Source organism: Acidovorax sp. LjRoot118 (assembly GCF_964253575.1).
In the GTDB taxonomy this organism is placed as follows: domain Bacteria; phylum Pseudomonadota; class Gammaproteobacteria; order Burkholderiales; family Burkholderiaceae_C; genus Acidovorax.
The window spans coordinates 37,391-55,078 of record NZ_CAXURB020000002.1 but is presented as its reverse complement, the minus strand read 5'-3'; the positions used below and the strand labels follow the sequence as shown (position 1 = coordinate 55,078).

General features: G+C 60.3%; 17 protein-coding genes. 2 read left to right on the top strand and 15 right to left on the bottom strand.

Annotated features, from left to right (window positions below):
* Window positions 1–68: 68 nt before the first annotated feature.
* From ACSQ9E_RS32990 to ACSQ9E_RS32970, 5 genes are all read right to left on the bottom strand, one after another.
* The gene (locus ACSQ9E_RS32990; RefSeq protein ID WP_436220334.1) at window positions 69–1,196 is read right to left on the bottom strand and encodes a hypothetical protein; all 1,128 of its coding nucleotides are present in this window, start codon (window positions 1,194–1,196) and stop codon (window positions 69–71) included.
* A 121-nt stretch (window positions 1,197–1,317) separates the two neighbouring features.
* Entirely contained in the window at window positions 1,318–2,148 is an 831-nt protein-coding gene (locus tag ACSQ9E_RS32985; RefSeq protein WP_436220333.1) for a hypothetical protein, read from the bottom strand.
* The gene (locus tag ACSQ9E_RS32980) at window positions 2,145–2,534 is read right to left on the bottom strand and encodes a bactofilin family protein (RefSeq protein WP_436220332.1); all 390 of its coding nucleotides are present in this window, start codon (window positions 2,532–2,534) and stop codon (window positions 2,145–2,147) included. Before ACSQ9E_RS32980 ends, ACSQ9E_RS32985 begins: the two co-directional genes overlap by 4 nt.
* A 1,125-nt stretch (window positions 2,535–3,659) precedes the next feature.
* The gene (locus ACSQ9E_RS32975) at window positions 3,660–4,547 is read right to left on the bottom strand and encodes a recombination directionality factor (protein ID WP_436220331.1); all 888 of its coding nucleotides are present in this window, start codon (window positions 4,545–4,547) and stop codon (window positions 3,660–3,662) included.
* Window positions 4,548–4,592: 45 nt separating this feature from the next.
* Window positions 4,593–5,552 carry a hypothetical protein gene (locus ACSQ9E_RS32970; RefSeq protein WP_436220330.1) on the bottom strand — a complete coding sequence of 320 codons (960 nt, stop codon included), beginning with the start codon at window positions 5,550–5,552 and terminating at the stop codon, window positions 4,593–4,595.
* Window positions 5,553–5,634: 82 nt separating this feature from the next.
* On the opposite strand from ACSQ9E_RS32970, the gene ACSQ9E_RS32965 reads away from it, so the two are divergent.
* Window positions 5,635–6,507, top strand: coding sequence for a PD-(D/E)XK nuclease-like domain-containing protein (locus tag ACSQ9E_RS32965; RefSeq protein ID WP_436220329.1), 873 nt, complete (start codon window positions 5,635–5,637; stop codon window positions 6,505–6,507).
* A gap of 42 nt (window positions 6,508–6,549) precedes the next feature.
* The gene (locus ACSQ9E_RS32960) at window positions 6,550–6,837 is read left to right on the top strand and encodes an H-NS histone family protein (RefSeq protein ID WP_436220328.1); all 288 of its coding nucleotides are present in this window, start codon (window positions 6,550–6,552) and stop codon (window positions 6,835–6,837) included.
* A gap of 166 nt (window positions 6,838–7,003) precedes the next feature.
* On the opposite strand, the gene ACSQ9E_RS32955 is transcribed toward ACSQ9E_RS32960, so the two are convergent.
* From ACSQ9E_RS32955 to ACSQ9E_RS32910, 10 genes are all read right to left on the bottom strand, one after another.
* Window positions 7,004–7,315 carry a hypothetical protein gene (locus ACSQ9E_RS32955; protein ID WP_436220327.1) on the bottom strand — a complete coding sequence of 104 codons (312 nt, stop codon included), beginning with the start codon at window positions 7,313–7,315 and terminating at the stop codon, window positions 7,004–7,006.
* Between the two features lie 75 nt (window positions 7,316–7,390).
* Window positions 7,391–7,813, bottom strand: a complete 423-nt coding sequence (locus tag ACSQ9E_RS32950) for a hypothetical protein (protein ID WP_436220326.1) — start codon at window positions 7,811–7,813, stop codon at window positions 7,391–7,393.
* Window positions 7,814–8,039: 226 nt separating this feature from the next.
* Entirely contained in the window at window positions 8,040–8,573 is a 534-nt protein-coding gene (locus ACSQ9E_RS32945) for a hypothetical protein (RefSeq protein ID WP_436220325.1), read from the bottom strand.
* Between the two features lie 678 nt (window positions 8,574–9,251).
* Entirely contained in the window at window positions 9,252–9,872 is a 621-nt protein-coding gene (locus tag ACSQ9E_RS32940) for a hypothetical protein (protein ID WP_436220324.1), read from the bottom strand.
* 68 nt (window positions 9,873–9,940) lie between these two features.
* Complete coding sequence (locus ACSQ9E_RS32935) at window positions 9,941–10,162, bottom strand: plasmid related protein (protein ID WP_436220323.1); 222 nt, start codon at window positions 10,160–10,162, stop codon at window positions 9,941–9,943.
* Window positions 10,163–10,491: 329 nt separating this feature from the next.
* Window positions 10,492–15,657 carry a DEAD/DEAH box helicase family protein gene (locus ACSQ9E_RS32930; RefSeq protein ID WP_436220322.1) on the bottom strand — a complete coding sequence of 1,722 codons (5,166 nt, stop codon included), beginning with the start codon at window positions 15,655–15,657 and terminating at the stop codon, window positions 10,492–10,494.
* A 210-nt stretch (window positions 15,658–15,867) separates the two neighbouring features.
* Window positions 15,868–16,269 (bottom strand): hypothetical protein, encoded by a 402-nt coding sequence (locus ACSQ9E_RS32925; RefSeq protein ID WP_436220321.1) that lies wholly within the window; start codon window positions 16,267–16,269, stop codon window positions 15,868–15,870.
* Window positions 16,270–16,343: 74 nt separating this feature from the next.
* Window positions 16,344–16,586 (bottom strand): hypothetical protein, encoded by a 243-nt coding sequence (locus tag ACSQ9E_RS32920; protein ID WP_436220320.1) that lies wholly within the window; start codon window positions 16,584–16,586, stop codon window positions 16,344–16,346.
* Window positions 16,573–16,821 (bottom strand): hypothetical protein, encoded by a 249-nt coding sequence (locus ACSQ9E_RS32915; protein ID WP_436220319.1) that lies wholly within the window; start codon window positions 16,819–16,821, stop codon window positions 16,573–16,575. The genes ACSQ9E_RS32920 and ACSQ9E_RS32915 overlap by 14 nt, the downstream gene beginning before the upstream one ends.
* A gap of 209 nt (window positions 16,822–17,030) precedes the next feature.
* The gene (locus ACSQ9E_RS32910) at window positions 17,031–17,645 is read right to left on the bottom strand and encodes a hypothetical protein (RefSeq protein ID WP_436220318.1); all 615 of its coding nucleotides are present in this window, start codon (window positions 17,643–17,645) and stop codon (window positions 17,031–17,033) included.
* Window positions 17,646–17,688 lie beyond the last annotated feature (43 nt).

Below are 17,688 nucleotides of genomic sequence, written 5' to 3'. Positions count from 1 at the left end.
TGTAGAAGCCGACCCTCGCGCGGAAGGGGGGCATTCGACCCGCCACGGGCAGTATCTCCCTAATTTTTTTAGCTGATCGGCAGGTTCTCCGCCCGTACCACTGTTCGCCCAAACAGCCGGGCCATGCCCTCGGTGTGCTGCCGCTGCACTATCGGCAATCCCATCGAGCTGGCCGCCCAGTTGTTGGACATGACGACCTTGGCGATGTAATGCCCTCGCGCCTCATCAAGCAGGTGCACGAACGGCAGGAACTCTTCGTAGCAAACGACCACCCGAAGGTCGATGTCCTTGTTCAGTCGCAGCGTGGCATCCCTTGTCCAGTCAGCAGAGAACGATCCAGCCCGCCAGGGCGCCCACATCGAGACAACCGCAGGCTGCCGCTGTGCCACCGATTGCATGGTCTGGTCGGCCCGAAACAGCGTGGCCACGTTGTAGCGCTCTCCCGCCTTGTTCTTGACCTCCATGCCGAGCACCAAGTGGATGCCGGCTTCACGTGCCGGGGCGAGGATCTCGCCGCGCAGGATCGGGGCGAAGGTATCGTCGTAGCGACCGAGAGTCGTCTCCGGGAAGACCAGAACAGACCCAGCGAAATCTGGATTGGCGGCAAGGCGGCGCACGATGGTCCCGACCTTTTCCAGGCGCGTCACCATTTCCTCATCGTTGGCCGGCGGCTTCCCGAACTTCGTGCCGATGGGGTGAAGCATGCCCACGCTGCGCATTGGAAGCTGAGGTACTGTGGCTCCCCAAAGCCACAGGGCCAGCGCACCGGCACCGATCATTGCCCATGCCACCTTCGGTTGCTTTGTGCGGATCACCGCGGCCGCGTAGCCCGTCAACATGGCCCCAAACACCAAACCGCCCCACCCCCACCCTTGGAGCACGAAGCCCCAAGCCACCAGCGGATGGCCAGGGGCGACCGCTGCGATTGGTGGCAGCAATGCGATCAGGAAGCCAAGGATGACCATCACCACAGTTCGGCCTTGCTCTTGGCTACGAGTCCAAAACAGCGTCCAGGGAACCGCGCATACGAGTCCGAGCAGCAGCCAGGACACAGTACCGGGCCAAACGCTGTCAAACCACGCCTCGGCATAGGCAGGCAACGCTCGCACGACCGCCAGGTGGTAGGCCACCCAGTAGAGATAGACGGCGAGCCTTGACCGAGCGAGGACTACCGCCACGGGCACCAGGATCGCCAATGCAGGCGCGCCCTTACCGCCCCATGCGAGCGTTCCCAGAAGTCCACCTACCAACGCCCATGCCAGCGGTGCGTATCGGCCGAGAGACGCCCACCTCTGTATCCAGGCGCTCGACACAGCTTCAGGCCGTTCCTCCGCATGCCCGACGGCAGAGCTGGAGGGCAGTTTCACTGGAGAGGTGGGGATCGTTTTCAAGGAGAGCTTTCAGGGCAAGGCTGCAAATGGCATAGGTGTCGGCATAGGTCACGGGCACTGAAAGTCCGAGCGCGCGTTGGGCCACGAGGATCTGAACGCCACCGGGCTGGCTTTTGACAAACAGCACCTTGTCGTGTTCAGAGCCGTGGGCTTTGACGTACCATTCGGGCACCCAGCCCATAACGGCCCCTAGGAACGCCGGCAATTCGGCAAGCCCCAGTTGCACGGCAACCTTGTCCTTCCAGCCATATGTCTTGTCCTCTCGGCGAAGCGCAGCCTCGATGGTCAAGGTCGCCTTTTCTCTGCCGGCGTCGTCGGGGCGCAAGCGGTCGAGTTCAAGGCACAGCGCTGCCTTTGCCCCATACACGTGGATGGTCTGGCGCTCCTTCGCTCGCTGTTCGGCGTCCTTCTTTGGTGCAGCCTTGGTCTTCATGATGGGAGCATTGGATTCGACGGGAGGATCCAAGGTGTCTGGCGAGGCAGGCGCGCCAAGCACTGGGACCAGGGGCGCAAGATCCTGGAACAACGCTGTATCCACCACGTCTCCCCGAGCAATCTTGGTGAGCGCAGAGACCCATTTGATGCTTGGGGAATCGTCGACCGCGCTTGCCACCTTGGCAAGGTGCCGCGAAACGGTGAGCTTCAGTTCTTCATTTGCCCGAGAGAGGAGGCTGCGGTATTGCTGCACCGACGCGGCGGGAATGCCGCGCTGCCGTAACACAATGCAGATGCGCTCCGCGTTGGCAGGTGTGGTCATTGCGTGGCAACGTTGGTTGTAATGGTGCTGTTCACCTGGGAGCCGACATAAGTCTCGAAGGACTGGCATTGGATTCGGCCATAGGTCTTGGCGGTAGGTCCGATTTTCACAATCCCATGGACAGTCAGCTGCAGATTGCCCCCCTGGACATCGTGCTCACCGGCCTGGCCAAAGAGAAAGGCATCGCCATGCACAGTGACTTCACCTCGAATGCTCGCGCCGTCCATCACCACGAGTGCGCCGTGGACTACAAGGGGCGACCCGTCGACGTGTCCCTGCACCAGCAGGCCGCCATTCCAGCTTAGATCACCACGCAACACCCCTCCAGCGGCAACTCGATTTGTGATGTTCGCACTCACGGTGTCGAGGGAAAGAAAATCATTCATCCTGTTTACTCCATGCGGATCACGTCACCGCCGGCCGTGATTCGACCGGCAGTGGGATCTATGGCCTGCAGTGTTTGGCCGTTTGGTAGCTTGTCACCCTTGAGGAAGCGACGTGGAAGTCGCGTGGAAGGGTCGGTGACCAGGACGCTCTGGCCGTCCGGTGCGATGTCTACGATCGTGACCTTCCCTGGCTTCTTCTGCGTCGTGGCTGGTAAAGCGGCCACCGCCGAGCGCTCAGAAACAGGCTCCGCAAAGCGCGCGCCAGTGCTGACCCCGCTGCCCACACCCTCTTGAACTACCGGCAGCGTGGCCAACTCCTCGCGCAGCGGAGCAGACCGCAACTGGGGCGCTGTAGCCTGAGCCTGCTGCACCTTGGGAATGGTCCTGGCGGGTGCCGATGCGGGCTGCGCCGCAGCCCCAGCAGCTGAGCGCTCTCCGACGTCGATAACTAGAGAAGCGGCAGGTTCAGTCGCTGGCTTGGAGTCTGCCTTGCCAACAGCGGCCGGCTCGGGCGACTTTGGCTTCGCCGGCGGCGGCGCCACCAACTCACCAACCGGCAGTGGCGCAGGCGGAAGTGGCGAGCGCAGTGAAGCAGGCACTGGCGCAGGCATCGTGCTGGGAGCGAGAGCTGCTGCGGCGGGTCGAGCTGGCGGCGCAACGGCAAGGCTCTGCGCGAAAGAAGGTAACGGACCCGTGGGGCCCTGCGAGGCTGCCACCGGTTGGCGCCCCGTACTTCCTTGCGCATCAGTGTGGCTCGCCGCCGTGGCTTGAGGTGCAGAGGCAGAATACTGCCGTTCGGTTGCTGACGCAGCGCTACGTGGCGCCTCAGCTTGAGCCACCACCTCAGCGGTGCCTTGGACAGAGTTGGCGATCGGGCCAGGGACAAAAGTGAGCACCTTCGATACACCGACTATCGACAGCGGCAGTAGCACTGCGCTGAGCACACTCGCCCCAACCACCCTCCGAAGGCCCCGCCCTTGGTCCCCGCGCGACAGACGGTCCGACTTCGCTGTCAGCGCCTGCAGCAGAGCACCTCGCAGAGTGCTCCGCGGCCGGCCAAATCGCAGCGCAATGGCCTGGCCGACGATGTCCCTGGTGATCGCGTCGTTGTCGATATTCATTGCTCTACTGAAGGCTTATGTGATTGGAGGCCATGGCAGTCTCCAAAGGGATAGAAAACATTGATCCGACACCGGCCTGGGCCTGTGTTGTCCTAATGGGAAGCACAGCAGGGCGTGGTGCACCTGCAGGAACCGAGAGGCACAATGCCGGCTCTGGACGCATATCCGCAGCGCTTGGCACGAACGTCGCCGCCCACGCGCGTTGCATGGCGCCGCCATAGCCGTCATTGCGATCGTCGGTGCTTTCACATACCTCGGCTCGCTCCGCGTCTGCGTCCAGATCAATGGTGGCGCAGCCGAAGCGACGGTAGCTCGACGCCCTGGTGCTCTTCTCCCAGATCCGCAGCTTGAGCGACAGGTGGCGCAGGCCACCAAATCTCGCCCTCAGCTCGGTCAGCTTGGCAGTCAAGGCGGCAAGAGTGTTCACGGCGTTGGACCTGAGTTCCAGCGGAACGCCTTGGACCAGCACCGGCATCCGCACACTGATCGAGCAGTTCAGGTTGTTGTCCAGCATCAACCGGCACAGCGATGGGCCCTTGCAGACGTGGGCATGACGTTGCCCGGTGCTTACGTTGACCGCGTTCGCAATCGCGCCGTCGCCGATGCACACAGGCATGTCCGGCACGCCCGGGCTCCAAGCCTCGTAGCGGGTGAACAGGTTGTGGTTGACCTGGTCGAACATCACCTTCACCGGGATCTCTCGCAACCGTGCGCCTGGCGGCGCCACCTTCTCGGCAACGGGGTGCTCAGCGTAGGCGGGCACCTCGCCATCGGTCATTTTCTGATGCGCATGGCCAGTGATAACGAAATGGCACTCACCGTCGTCCTCGGGTGTGACGATTTGCACTCGGCCTTCGGTGAATGGGCCAATCTTGTCAGCTGAAAGGTTCATGCATTAAATCTCCTTGAAACCATGAAAACACATTCCGGGCTTTCGTCAACCGTTGAATCCGGTGCTCGCCTTCATTGCCGAGCGCTCCGTGGACGCCGTCGCCGCAATAATCGACTCGACCCCGTCTGCGCCAAGCTGGCTGTACCTGAGGTGCTTCGTGAGCAGCAATCGCTGGTTGCTCTCATTGCACCGCACGGTCCACTCCAGAGTTACGTCATCAAAGCCGCTCGGGTGCACATCAAAATCCTCTGTCGTAAATCCTGCGTGTACCGCTGCGATCCATAGGAGCAATCCTTCCAAGACCCCGTCTGAGAATTTTGCCGGTGTCCCAGCCCAGTACGAATTCATGTCGACGGCACGGTCCGCAGATCGGAAAGCAATATCCCCGCGCAGCTTTTCTTTGAGAGCGTGTGCCCTAGCCCCTACGCCCGTTGGGAAGATTGGCAACTCATTCACGCGAGATACCGATCCCAACAGAAAGGCGAGCTCTGGAACGGCGCATCGATCTGGCTGTTCCCCTGCCTCTGTTTTGAACTGGGGGACGGCGAATGCAGACGGCCTCACCAGGACATCAAGTGCACCGCGTACCTCCCCTGCTGTCAGCCGCGCGATGACTTCGTAGGTTGGGGTGAAGTTGAAGTACCGGGCCTGGTTCATGAAACCGAACCAGTCGCTGATCCATTGGGCGACGAGTGTCGGGCCCTGGACCGGCGAGTTTGTTCCCTGGCGCGATGCGGGCTTGCCGCCCCTGCTGGTGATGATGGGGATCACCCACAGCGCCGAGTGTTCGCACGCGTCGACATTGCCCAAAGCGTGCGATGCGAACGGCGCCGTCTGCCTGATTTGGTGATAGACCTCTTCAGGCTGAGGACTTGTCCTTACCAGTTCCTCCAGCGTCACGTCGTCGGCGTGCGCTACGGCGCGCGACACGGCCAGGAGGTCCGAGAGTTCGGGCAGTTGGATTGCGTTGGTTGTTTCAATTCGTCGGCTGGGTGCAAAGGTCATTGCCCTAATCTAGCCCATGTCATCGCTCGGTCAACCCCGCAAAGGGACTGGACAGGGATGCAATGCAGGGTATTTTGAGTACATGCACAACGCCACCACCACTACCAAACGCCAGCTCTGCGAAAAGCGCACGCTGTCGAATGCCCAGTACCACGCGGACAAGGACGTGCTGTCATCCACGATGCTCAAGACGGCCTTGGTCAGCCCCGCTCACTACATCGCGAGCCTCACCGAGCTGAATACCTCCTCGCCCCAGAAACTGTTTGGAACCCTCATCCACGCCCTGGTGCTAGAGCCGGAGACCGTCAACCAGGTGGTGGCCCTATACCCCGGCCTGCTCGGCAAGGACACCGCTTCCAGGGAGTTCCGCAAGATCAATGAGAGCCGGCTGTGCCTGAGCCTGGCGGACTTCTTTGCAGCCAAGGCCATGGCGGACAAGGTGCGGGAAGCGCCATTCCGGGGTCGCCCCTTCTGGAAGTACATCGAGGAAGGGGAAGTGGAGGCCAGCTTCTATTTTGACGACCCGACCACGGGTATCGCCTGCCGCACACGCCTGGACCTACTGCACCCCGATTTCACGTTCGACCTTAAATCCACGCGGCATAGCACCCCAGCCCAGTTCCAGAAGGACGCGATTGCTTTGCATTACGACCTTTCGGTCTACATGTACACACTTTCCCGGGTGCTCTACGAGCAAACCCCCACTGCGAAGCCATTTGTCCTGGTGCCTGTGGATTCGGCGACCCCCCATGGCGTCCATTTCATGCCGTGCAGCAACGAGTTTCTCCGCAACGGTGAAAGGAAGTATGCAACCGCGCTTGCAACGATCAAAGCCTGCAGTGACGTCGACCACTGGCCATCCCTGGATGGAGAATATGAAATGGATATCCACCATTGGCAGACATTCACACCAGAGCTTGCAACCTGGCGCAAACCAGCTGCAGCGCTCAGCTAATATGGTTTAAGATGAAATACCGTAAAAACTTGGTTCTAACCGATGAGCAGCTATAAAACACTTCTGGAACAACGTGCGCGCCTTGATCAGCAAATTCAGGAAGCTAAAAAGAGGGAACAGTCGGACGCTATTTCGCAAGTACGTGCGCTGATTGCCGAGTTCGGGCTGACGTCCGAGGACGTTTTCCCGGTTCGTCGTAGAACCACCGCCGGTTCTTCGGTTGCGCCCAAATACAAGGACCCTGCGACAGGCGCGACCTGGACAGGCCGTGGCAAGCCGCCACTATGGATCAAGGATAAGGATCGGTCCCAGTTCGCAATGGCGGACTGAGGCCTGTAACCCCGTTGCGCTGCTGAATGCGGCGGACCGAAGGGCCCCTTGGGGCCCTTTTCCATTTTTGGGCCACCCATACCGTGAACGTTCGGGGTTAAACGGAGAAATGAAAACGCGCCATAGGGATGAACCTATGGCGCGTAGTGGGTGGGTACTGGGCTGATCAGTTTCGGGCGCTTCCTGGGCCTGTACGCTCGCCCATGGGCAAGATCCAGACCTTCGAGTCACCTGACTCCACCAGCATCACCACGTCGCCCGCAGCCAGGTTGGCTTGGGACTGCAATGGCTGCGTGACGGAGACCACCGTTTCGGGGCTGTCGACGGAAGCTTTGGTGGCCAGCTTGAGGTGCTGGACGCCGTTGCTCACGGATGCAACGCGAACGATGCCGACCTGAAGTGCGAGCTCGCCAGCTTGAACGGCAAATGCCGCGCAGCAGAGAGACAACGCAAAGGCAGAACGCTTGATGGACTTCATGAAAGACTCCTTTGGGTGTGAAGGCCGCCCGCTAGGGGCGAGCCATGGAAGAAATGCATGTCGATTCGCACTCGACTAGGCACCGCGGCCGGAGCCGGCGACGGCACAGTTCGCGCGGGCGACAACTCGCCTTTCCTGGCCCACAAGGGGACCGTAGAGGACGCGCGTGCATACGGTGACCTCGAACGAATGGCGATCAAAGCTGTGCGCGTCGCTCTTGCGAGCGCTGGCTTTTTGACTGCGCACATGGCGCTTGCTCGAAGTACGAGCCTTGCGCAGGGTGCGTTCGACCAGCGCCAGGTGTGACGCTGCTGCAGCCTCGGCACTGCAGCGGATCTCCTCGAGGCGCTCTTCGACCAGAGCGCGGTGGAGCTCGGCGCGCAGTGCTGCACGTTGCTGTTTGCGCTCAATGCGCTTGAAATGGCTGCGGGTCTTCGCCTTGACCAGCCCAGCGCGATCAAGGGTCTGGGTATGGACGAAATGCTTGACGAACTTCATGTTGGTGTGTCCTCTGAAGAGGCCACATCCCAGACGGGCATGTGGCCCGATGGGTGATGAAGGAGTGCAGAACTATTGAAGTTGCTGCTTTGGTGGGATCGTCATCAAGACGATGCTGCGGCGAGCCACAAGTGCGATCAGTGTAGGTAGAAAGGCGCTCACGTCAATTCCCTGTGGTGCTCGCCATCTGTGCGAGTGGCGATGGTCGGATGCCAAGCACGCGAGCTCAATGGACTGCATCGCCTGGGAAGGGAAATACCACTTCGAACAACGCAAGCGGAATCCTTCGGATCAACCGGACTCGTCGTTTCTCGCCCTTCGGGACTGCCAGCATCAGTCCTCGCTCCATGCACACCGCCCAAGCGTCCGGCGTCCCCGCTAATGCAGTCGAAGACCAATAGTAGGCCGCAACGAACAGATGAGGCACAACCGCCTGCAGAGCGCGAAGCTCCAGTGCGGACGGAACGTAGAAGTCGCTGTGGCCGTCGGCGGTCGCGCTGCGCGCCAGCCTCGGCAGCTGCAGCCCCGCATCTTCCATGACGGCCGTATTCGCGAGCCCATCGTCCCCAACCGCGTCGACAGGTTGCCAGAGGTCGCCATCGGACCACACCATGCCTTCCAACTCGCCGACCTCTCGGTCAGAAACCACCGTAACGTAGTCATCCGTACCGTCGCCGGCCGGGCCTTTGATCACAGCTCCAAAGAAGCCTCCCTCGCCTGGAAGCCGCGAGCCGAAGATGGGGAATTTGATGGTGCGCATTGGATTCATCGGTATGGTCGATACCGTTCCAAAGTACCCCGAGGCAATGAACTGTCAAGGGCATCTAGCTGCTCTGCAGCCAAAGAAAAAGCCCCCCGCTCTTCAGCGGGGGGCCACGGGGTGCGCACAGGGTTGCGCTGGTTCTTGCTCAGTAGAAGCGAATACGGCGGTCGCAGGCCGGCGCCTGAAGACGCGAGTCGGCAAATTCGCAATCGACAGCTTCGACAATCGCGCTTGGAGTAGATATCCCTTGCCCACCAAGCCACTCGGAGACGCCTGATCCATCTGGAAGGCCAGACTTCTTAAAGGAGGGCTGGTGTTCGCCATCGAGGTATACCCGAGCGAAGAAGTCAAAGCGATCGGCTTGAAAGCCGACTTCGACCGTAACGTCCCGGCTCCTGCTAGTTCTGCAGGTAAAAACGTGAAGGGTCATGTGAGACCTGTTGATTGGTTGATGATCCCGCTCAAACGCCATAGTGGCAGCGAACGAGGCGGCGACGCTCCAGGTAGGGGCGCCCTTGTGTGACGTTGACTGGCGTGCGGGCCACAAGGTTGCGAAGAGCTGCCGACCGGAAGACTGGCGAGTAGCGGTCAGGCCGCGCCAAGACAAACATCAGCTGCTCAGTACGACAGCCGTATAGCTGGCGCACGTAGCGCATGAACTGGCAATGGCGATTGCTAGGCACAGCTCACCTCCTCCTCAGAGGGCTCGAAGTCCGAGATGCACACTTCGTCGAGATAGGCCTTGTCGAGGACCGCAAACAGCGAGCTCGAATGGACAATCACTTCGCTGAGCGCGATAGCGCAAAGAGCGCTATGTCTCCAGGCCGGAATCGAAACGCCGTGTGCGCTCCCGAACCGAACTACAGCCCGGGTCCTTCCACCCGCGTAGTAGGGCTCAACCACGAAGGAGGCAAGCAGCTTCCCTCCGGCATCGAACACCTCCCCTGGGCGGACGTCGTACTCCATCTTGTCGACCTCCGCCAACGCCTCGGTCCTGGTGAGCAAGCGCACCCCTTTCGAGGAAAGCAGGTAGATCGCGCACCCGGCCGCGCTGTCGCGAAGGCCGCACTCGATGGCCGCCATCACATGCTCGTTCATCTTGCGATGCACCCCTAGCTGGCAAAGATCAGATCCATGGGGGCGGACGACCCAAAGGAAGCGCGACATGGGAGTCCAATCCCGCTGCAGTGCTTCTCGGTCCAGCTTGTAGAAGTCCGATTTGTACGCGAGCAGGTAGGGAAAGTTGGGCATCTCGACGATGGCAGCCATCATCGAGAAGATTTCTTGAAAGTTCATTCTCTAACTCCGAATGAGGGGCACCAGCATGGCGCCCCGTTGTGTTGAAGGGGACGCGAAAGCGCCGGTCAATATTCTTCTGGAAGAATGATCGTTGTCGAAGAACGATCGGCCTCGGTGATCACGTACACCTTCTTGCTATCTCCCACCTGGTAGCAGGAGAAGACACGATGACCATGCAGAACAGCTAGCCGATTGGCTTCCTGGTCGTGTTCATCGAGCTGGGCCCAATCACCAGATTGGTGACGCATCAAAAGCGCGAATGGGCTTTGTGCAAGCTTCGTGAACACTTCGTGCGCACCTGGTGTGATGCCGGCTGTGCCGAGAGGGAAGAGCGCTCGTGCGGCGCCAGCTGGGCCAGGTCGAGCGTGGTGCTGATGTGGATCCAATGGGACTCCTCATGAACTGGGAGTCCACCCGCGGGTAGAACACCCAGGGGTTGAATTGATGCGCGTGGAGCGCAGGGCCGTCAGGTAGACGGCGGTATCGACGGAGCGTCGAACTGGGCTGGATCCTAGCGCGATTGCTCGGCTTCTCCAAGCGCATGCGGTGCCGGTGGAGACCAAAAAAAAGGCCGCACCCTCATCGGGTGCGGCCAAATACTCTGTCGCGATTGCCCTCAGGCTTCGACAGCTTGCGTTTCCACTTCTTCCGTCGCCTCGGACAAGCCTGCAGTGCCCGCCTCGTCCTTGTCGAGGTCGAGCTCTGCACTGATGGCCACCTGCCGCGCTACCAGCTCCAGCAGCCGCTCTTGGCGATCGAATTCGCTGGACAGCTGGGCCTGCAGAGCAGTATTGCTCTCCTCCAGCGAGGTCACGGTCCGTTCGGCCAACTGCACGCTCTGCCCAACCTCCGCAATCATCGCCACGACGCTCCTTCCGTTGGCGACAACGTCGCTCACCAGGGGATCATCCAGCATCTTTTTGTCGCCGCTGTTGGGCAGCACAAGCTCAATGCTCTTGCTCGCCCGGTCGTATCGCCTCAAGTTCAACTCGAAGCCGCCGAGTGAGCCGATGCGCAGATCTCCCATCGACATTGACAGCTGCGAGGCCTTCAAGCACGCTGCGCCAATCCGCTCGACCAAGGTCACACGTTCCGACGCAGCGTCTGCGATGGAGCCCTTAGCCGGAACGAAGGCAATCCCTTCCGATTCGGCCCGGGCTGCCAGCTGCGCGTCTTGCCGCAGCTTTGGCATATTGCTCTTGAACCAATCGACCCTTGCCGCATTGTTTCGGACTTGGCTCTTGATGCGCCATTGGTCCTGGTTCCATATATCTCGGAGCACCGAGAGCCGCTGCACTTCTGCATCGATCGTTGCCTTCTCAAGTACCAGCGGGTTGCCGCTGGCGATGGCGGTTATCTCAGCACACGTGAGCGCGCTGACCGATACATCAGCTACCTCACGGAGCGTGGATTCTCCAGACATGATCTGCTCGATAAACCGGCTTTTAACGGTTAGCAGATTCCATCCGAAGGCGTCGAAACTACCCTCGGTTATGTAGCGGACCAACTCCACTTCAGCCCAGGTGTTTCCCACCCGAATGGCACGGCCATCTCGCTGCACAATGTCAGAGGGCCGCCATGGGACATCTATGTGATGGAGACCCACAAGCAAGTCCTGCACGTTTGTGCCAGTACCCAACTTGGACGTTGATCCCATGAGAACCCGGACGCTACCAGCGCGCACCTGTTTGAACAGAAGCTCCTTGGCCTTGTCTGTCTCATAGTCATGAACGAAGGCAATCTCATGCGCAGGCATGCCCGCGGCTATGAGATCTTCCCTCAGCTGGTTGTAGACGGAAAAGCCTACTTTTTTCGGCGTGCTCAGATCGCAGAACACAATCTGAGTTCCGCGCCTGTGCGCCGTCGCCTTGTGGATTCGCATCACCTCCCGCCGCACCATTGCGAGCTTGGAGTCATCACCCACTACGGCATCTGGGTAGATCAGCCTCATGTCGAGAGCGGCCATCCGCCCTTCGTGTGTGATCTTGAGCATGTTGTCCTCGTCCGGCTTCACGGATCGGGACCGCACCTTGTCCGCGCGCTTGACGAGGGACTCTGTGAACTCTTGCAGCAGCGGTGTTCGTGGACTCACCACCACCTTCGGCTTTCCGCCAGCCACCTTCGGTGTCGGCAGCTTCAGCATCTCCTCTGTCTGAATATCGGCGACCATGCGGAAGATGGACATCAACTCAGGGACGTTCAGGAATTTTGCGAAGCGTGAACTCAGGCGATAGCCTGATCCGTCCGGTGCCAGTTCCATACCGGTAACCGTCTCACCAAACGTGGCAGCCCAGGCATCGAACTCAGCTAGCCCGAGTTTCTCAAGCGTCTCCGGTTGGAGGTACTGTTGCATGGCGAAGAGCTCGCCGATCGAATTTGTGATGGTCGTGGCTGTGGCCATGCAGACGTTCTCCTGCCTCCGGCCCAACGTGCGTTCCAGCGCAAAAATCTTGACTGTCAGGTCGAGTGCTCTATTGGAGAAGTTCGTCGGCAGACCAGCGATGCGGGGCATCTTGCTGATCTTGACCGATGCCTTCCACATGTGGGCCTCGTCTATGTACATCGCGTCGATTCCGAGGTCATCGAAGTGCACCACTGAGTCCTTCTCCGGCGCGTCGATGGCCTTGGCCACTTTCGCCTCGATGGTCTTCAAGCGCTTCTCCATCTCCTTGATGGAGCGTTTGCTTTTGCTATCCGAAGCGAGCGTGAGTGCGAGTTGCGCCTTGCTGAGCATCTGATCGACAAATTCTTCCACAGTCTCCGGCCTGCAGGCAAGACGCTCAAAGGAACTCATCGTCATGATGACGGCATCCCAGTCTCCGCCCGCCACCCGGCTCGCAAACTGCCTCCGTCGGTCTCCCTTCAGATCGTCTTTGCTTGCTATCAGCACATTCGCCATCGGATAACAGCGCATGAACTCCGCAGCGTACTGCTCCAGCATGTTGTTCTGCACCACATGCAGAGGCTTCGCAGCCTTGCCCAGGCGCCGCATTTCCATGGACGCGGCGATCATGGTGAGGGTCTTACCAGCACCAACCATGTGGGCCAGCAGCGTATTGCCGCTGGTGATGATCCGCCATATGGCGTTGAGCTGATGAGGATATGGCTCGTACACATCGGACAGGCCTGGCAGCGTTAGATGGGAGCCATCCCACTTTCTCTGCACGATCTGATTGAACGTGTTGTTGTAGATTGAAGCGAGTTCAGTCGCCCTTTCGTCGTTCCTCCAGGCCCAGTTCCTGAAGTGCTCGCGGATCGCCTCGAACTTTTCACGCGCGGCCATGGTGGCTCTGCGGTCTGGTACTGACTTTCCGTTCACGGTGGTGGTCACCGTAGGAGGTTGCTGATTCAGCGCCGCCTCGACAAGAGTAGCGAAGCTTCGCTCTGGCGTGCCCCACTTCACTGCGCGTAGCGCCTGGCTCCCCAGGTAGTCCCGGCTGTGCCCGGCGTTCACGGACCACACGGCTCCCGTCGCTGTGTAGGTGACTTCGACGTCCTTCGCTTCCTTCAGCTCGAGCGTCTCGATGATGAAGTCTTTGATGACCTTCGTCGGTATCCATGGAGCTCCCAGACGTGCTTGGATCTCACCCGGCAGCAGTGGCTTCGGCAAGGACGCTTCCAGCGCCTTCATGTTGTTGATGAATGCTGAGCCGGCGGCCTCCGCCTCGATCAGCTTCTCACGGATGTTTCCGCACAGGTAGGCATCGGCTTCGACCCAACGTCCGTTGCTCGGGTCCTTGAATGCAAGACCTTGCTCTGCAAGCTGGCGCACTACGAAGTCCGTCGTCTTGCGCATCCGTTGCGCCATGTCTGTCAGCTCGATGCGGCCATGCTCAGCCAGGCTGAGCAGCATCGCATCCTTGACGTTGTCCGCGCGGGATGCCAGCTTTCGCTGATTGACCGTACGACGGCTGAAGATGTCTGCTTTCCTGGCTGTCTCAGTATCCGGGTCGTAGTGCTCCAGGCTGAGGACCAGCGGGCAATCGGGATCGTTCCGAAATGCGCGCACGTTCATCTTCTCAAACAGATAGCCGTGTCGTTGAACATAGCTGTCATACGCCGCATTCAGTGTTTGCTGAAGTGGCTTTAGACGATCATCGGTGGCGTTGTCCCTTTGGTAGTCAATGAGTGCACGCGCAGCGTCTCGCACCTGGATGAAGCCAAGCACTCGCTCGCGTACTTTTCCCGCATAGAGCGCGTCGACATCCAGCCAGGCCTCGCTGCCTTCACTGATGCACAGACGGCCACCATGCAACACGAATGCGCCGGGTTTGGCGTCGCATGTTGGAAGGACCTTGGTCACGGTAGCGGCCGCGCGCACAAGGTGCCCTCCTTCGCCACTTGCCTCGGTGTACACGTCACTCGGCAGCGTCGCCGCCAGATCGAGGAGATGTGCATGCAGCTGCTCGTCGGTGCCGTTGAACACAGGGTTCAAGTGCATCTTCTCGCCGCCGCCGTATTGCCCTGATTCCAGCTTCAGCTGGCCCAGGACCCGCGAGCGATTCTTGATGAACCAGGGGTTTAAATCGCGCCGCAGCTCGATGTTTGGATAGCCCGGCATCATCAGGCTTTGCCCGGGTATGAGCATCTCGACCGGTGCCTTTGTCGCAGCTGTAGCCCATTGGCTTGCAGCGTTGAATTTGGGCGTCGCGCGCTTGCGCAGCACGATGATGTCCGCCACCACTTCGGTACGCGCCTGGCGGCTGAAGGCCCCTCTCGGAAGCCTGATCGCTTCGATCAGTTCGGCATGGACATCCAGCCACTTGCGGACGGCCAGGTTGCCATCCATGGTGTGCGAGGAGGTGATGAAAACCACCAAACCACCCGGCCTGGCCAGGTCGATGGCCTTTCCAAACAGATAGTTATGAATCGTCCAATCGGCATAGTCCGACTTGGATGTATCCGGCACCTTTACGTTCATAAAAGGCACGTTCGAAATCACGAGCTCGGCCCGGCCCTTTGGAAGCCGTGCAGTCTCAATCCCGCAGATCTGGACACGCACACCGTGCGGCTCGTAGACTTGCCTGAGCACCGTCCCCGCAACAGAGTCAATCTCCACTGCAGCTATGTCGCTGCGCAACGCAATGTCGCGCGGCATGGCCGCCAGGATCAGGCCGGTACCTGCTGTGGGCTCCAGCACCCTGCCCCCTTTGAACCCGAGTTGCTTCACGATCGCCCAAAGCGCGCGTGAGATTCCGGGGTCCGTGTAGTGGGCGTTCGGTGTCGAAGCTCTCGCAGATGCCCATTCCTTTTCCGTCAGGATGGCTCGCAACTCATCGTGCAACTTGCCGAGGGACTTGCCTTCGTGGCCACCCGCGAAGACGCGCGCCAGACTACCCCACCCCGTGAAGCTGAGCATGAACTCAGCTTCTTGCGGCGTTGGTGGTCGTTGCTCGCGGTCCAGCTGCTTGGAAAGGCGCAGGATGTCGACGTTGCGCTGCAGCCGTTCGACTTCGCCAGATGGCGGCACGCCGGCGTCGGCGTTGAAGTGAGGCCATGTCTTGTTGGCCGCTATGTCCTGCTCCGGGGTATCGGACAGGGAGAGCGCCTCGATCGCAGATATTGCAACCGGGGCCTCAATGATTGTTGGTTGAATGATCTGGCTGGCCACCTTGCTGGCGGCCTGCGCGATCGGGTGTACCTGCACGCTCTTAGCCGGCCCGACACTGCCGAGCAGTTGATCGATGCCCGGGCTGGTGCTTGCAAGGTTGTCGGTTGGCTCGAAGCCAGGCAGGAAGAAGGTGTTGGTGTCCTTCACCGCCTTGCGCGTGTGAATACGCATCGGGTTTCTCCATTGAGCACAGAGAGACCCGTCCCCCTACAGGGATTGGTATCCCTGTGAAGGTTGATAGGCGCGCACATAGCGCGCAGTCAGACAGCGTTGCCGTCTAAATCTGGAGAAATGGTCCGAGAACCTTTCGCAAGCACCTTCGCAGCAAGGCGCTTGAGAAAGGCCCCATTTGGGGCCTCCAGTGCAGTAGCTGGTCGGCTTCTACACCGAGGACTGCGTGATCAGCCAGTCACCGGAGTGCCTGCTGCTTTCGTACACCGCGAAGCGGTAGAGCACCGGAACGCCGGCAGATGAATGACGGCCAACGACCCAGTGGCTGAAGTGGCCGCAGTGGTCCTGCGACATGTGTTGCCGGGCCGCGTAGAGAAGGTCCAGCAACCGGGCATGCTCAACAACGTTGAGCGGTGCGAGGTTGTCGACGTCGTCGCGGTGGCGCACCGCGAAGCTGAAGACGTCAACGTCGAGGTGGACTCGAAGGCCGTGAAGCACGTCCTTGCCTGGCTCCGTGACTTCGACCGAGGCCGAATGGTTGGTTTGGTTGAGGCTGTCGCGCACAAGGCGCATCAGCTCAGGGAAGTGTGAGGTTTCCGTGTGCTTTTCCATGGATGGATTGGGAATGGCGCCCGCCATGCGGCCAGGCGCAGTCGTAGGATCAGTTCCCTCGAAAGCCCTTGGGATCAGAGGCCGTCGGGGAAGAGGAGATTGCCAAGCGCTGCGGTCTTGCGTTCGGCGTTGCGCGGCTGCGAGGCAGGAGGTTTGGCTTGCGGCCTGGTCTTCGTGTTCACCTCGGCCTTCGTGGTCGCGCTGCGCCCTGAAGCCGGTCGCTTCGTGGATGCAGCCTTGGCCTTGCCTTGCTTCCTGGCACGCTCAAGGTCGATAGGCAGCGTGACCCGAATAGGGCTCTCGCTATACATGTCCATGCTCCTCCTCGAAGAATTTCGCCGACATGGTTGCCGGGACTGCTTCGGAGAAGCCGCGAACGGCGAAGGAATCTTCGTCGAGGGCAATCGTTTCGCCCGCGCATTCAAGCGGGGACGCGGTGAGCGCGCCGCCTGGCAGGTAGACCACATGAGGCGATCCGTTGAGAGAGACAATGATGTTCTCTCCTTTCGAATACGCCCGCTCGGCCGCATCGTTCAGGGCCTGGAAATTCATTTGACACCCGTGTCGAAATACGGGCACTCCGCCATGGGCAGGGTGCCCATGGGGGTTGGATTTGATCGCGTGGCCACGCAGGGTGCGGGCCCGGATCGCTTGGGGTTGACATAGGTCAACGCTGCAGAGTGCAGGTGCACTTTGATGGTGGGATTCTATCCACCGATAGAAGGCATGCAAGCGGGTGTGTCGCCGGCTTTGCGGCTTTGCTAGAACAGGTTCAAAGTGCCGCTGCTTTTGCTCCAGAGGGCGACTTCACATGGCTTTCCAGCGCGCTTGACGGTGGCGATGATACCGTCCATGCCGCGGCCTCCGCGTTCCTCGAAAATGATGAACTGGTGCGCTGCCGTGAGTAGTGCCTCAAGAGCGCCTGCTGACAGGCGCGCACCATCCACGCCCGTGTACTTGACTGGCATCCGGTGGGCCACCGCCCAGTCGTGCACAGCCCAGGACGCATGCCTGCCTTGCCAATGAAGCAGTTGCCACTGCCCGCCTGTTCGTTTGTGCAGGTTTTTGACCCTTTTGCTCACCTCTTCCGAGGGCACCGCGCTCGCGCCCAGGACCGCGACGTAGGCACCTGACATTTGGGCCATGTGCGCACCGGCTATGCTCTCGGCCACCACTTCCGAGAGGCCGAGGGCGCTGAGGTCCGACTTTAGCGTCGCAGTGCGTTCCATCCAGATGGGATGATCCGGATGTTGGTGTTGCAGCAAAGCCAGGCCCTGGAGGATGACCTTTGACCGGATGAGGGCCCAGTCGCTGCGCCAGTGGTCACGGTGGGCCTTGCTGAACTTCACCACCTCTTTCACGCTCGGCATCAGCATGGCTGCCTCTCGCAATTCGGGCAACCCGTCTCCAAACTTTGCA

Coding starts and splice junctions, on each gene's coding strand:
- ACSQ9E_RS32910 (WP_436220318.1), bottom strand. CDS start 17,645: ATGCTGATGCCGAGCGTGAAAGAGGTGGTGAAGTTCAGCAAGGCCCAC.
- ACSQ9E_RS32975 (WP_436220331.1), bottom strand. CDS start 4,547: ATGAACCTTTCAGCTGACAAGATTGGCCCATTCACCGAAGGCCGAGTG.
- ACSQ9E_RS32940 (WP_436220324.1), bottom strand. CDS start 9,872: ATGAACTTTCAAGAAATCTTCTCGATGATGGCTGCCATCGTCGAGATG.
- ACSQ9E_RS32980 (WP_436220332.1), bottom strand. CDS start 2,534: ATGAATGATTTTCTTTCCCTCGACACCGTGAGTGCGAACATCACAAAT.
- ACSQ9E_RS32960 (WP_436220328.1), top strand. CDS start 6,550: ATGAGCAGCTATAAAACACTTCTGGAACAACGTGCGCGCCTTGATCAG.
- ACSQ9E_RS32920 (WP_436220320.1), bottom strand. CDS start 16,586: ATGGACATGTATAGCGAGAGCCCTATTCGGGTCACGCTGCCTATCGAC.
- ACSQ9E_RS32965 (WP_436220329.1), top strand. CDS start 5,635: ATGCACAACGCCACCACCACTACCAAACGCCAGCTCTGCGAAAAGCGC.
- ACSQ9E_RS32955 (WP_436220327.1), bottom strand. CDS start 7,315: ATGAAGTCCATCAAGCGTTCTGCCTTTGCGTTGTCTCTCTGCTGCGCG.
- ACSQ9E_RS32985 (WP_436220333.1), bottom strand. CDS start 2,148: ATGACCACACCTGCCAACGCGGAGCGCATCTGCATTGTGTTACGGCAG.
- ACSQ9E_RS32970 (WP_436220330.1), bottom strand. CDS start 5,552: ATGACCTTTGCACCCAGCCGACGAATTGAAACAACCAACGCAATCCAA.
- ACSQ9E_RS32930 (WP_436220322.1), bottom strand. CDS start 15,657: ATGCGTATTCACACGCGCAAGGCGGTGAAGGACACCAACACCTTCTTC.
- ACSQ9E_RS32950 (WP_436220326.1), bottom strand. CDS start 7,813: ATGAAGTTCGTCAAGCATTTCGTCCATACCCAGACCCTTGATCGCGCT.
- ACSQ9E_RS32915 (WP_436220319.1), bottom strand. CDS start 16,821: ATGAATTTCCAGGCCCTGAACGATGCGGCCGAGCGGGCGTATTCGAAA.
- ACSQ9E_RS32945 (WP_436220325.1), bottom strand. CDS start 8,573: ATGCGCACCATCAAATTCCCCATCTTCGGCTCGCGGCTTCCAGGCGAG.
- ACSQ9E_RS32925 (WP_436220321.1), bottom strand. CDS start 16,269: ATGGAAAAGCACACGGAAACCTCACACTTCCCTGAGCTGATGCGCCTT.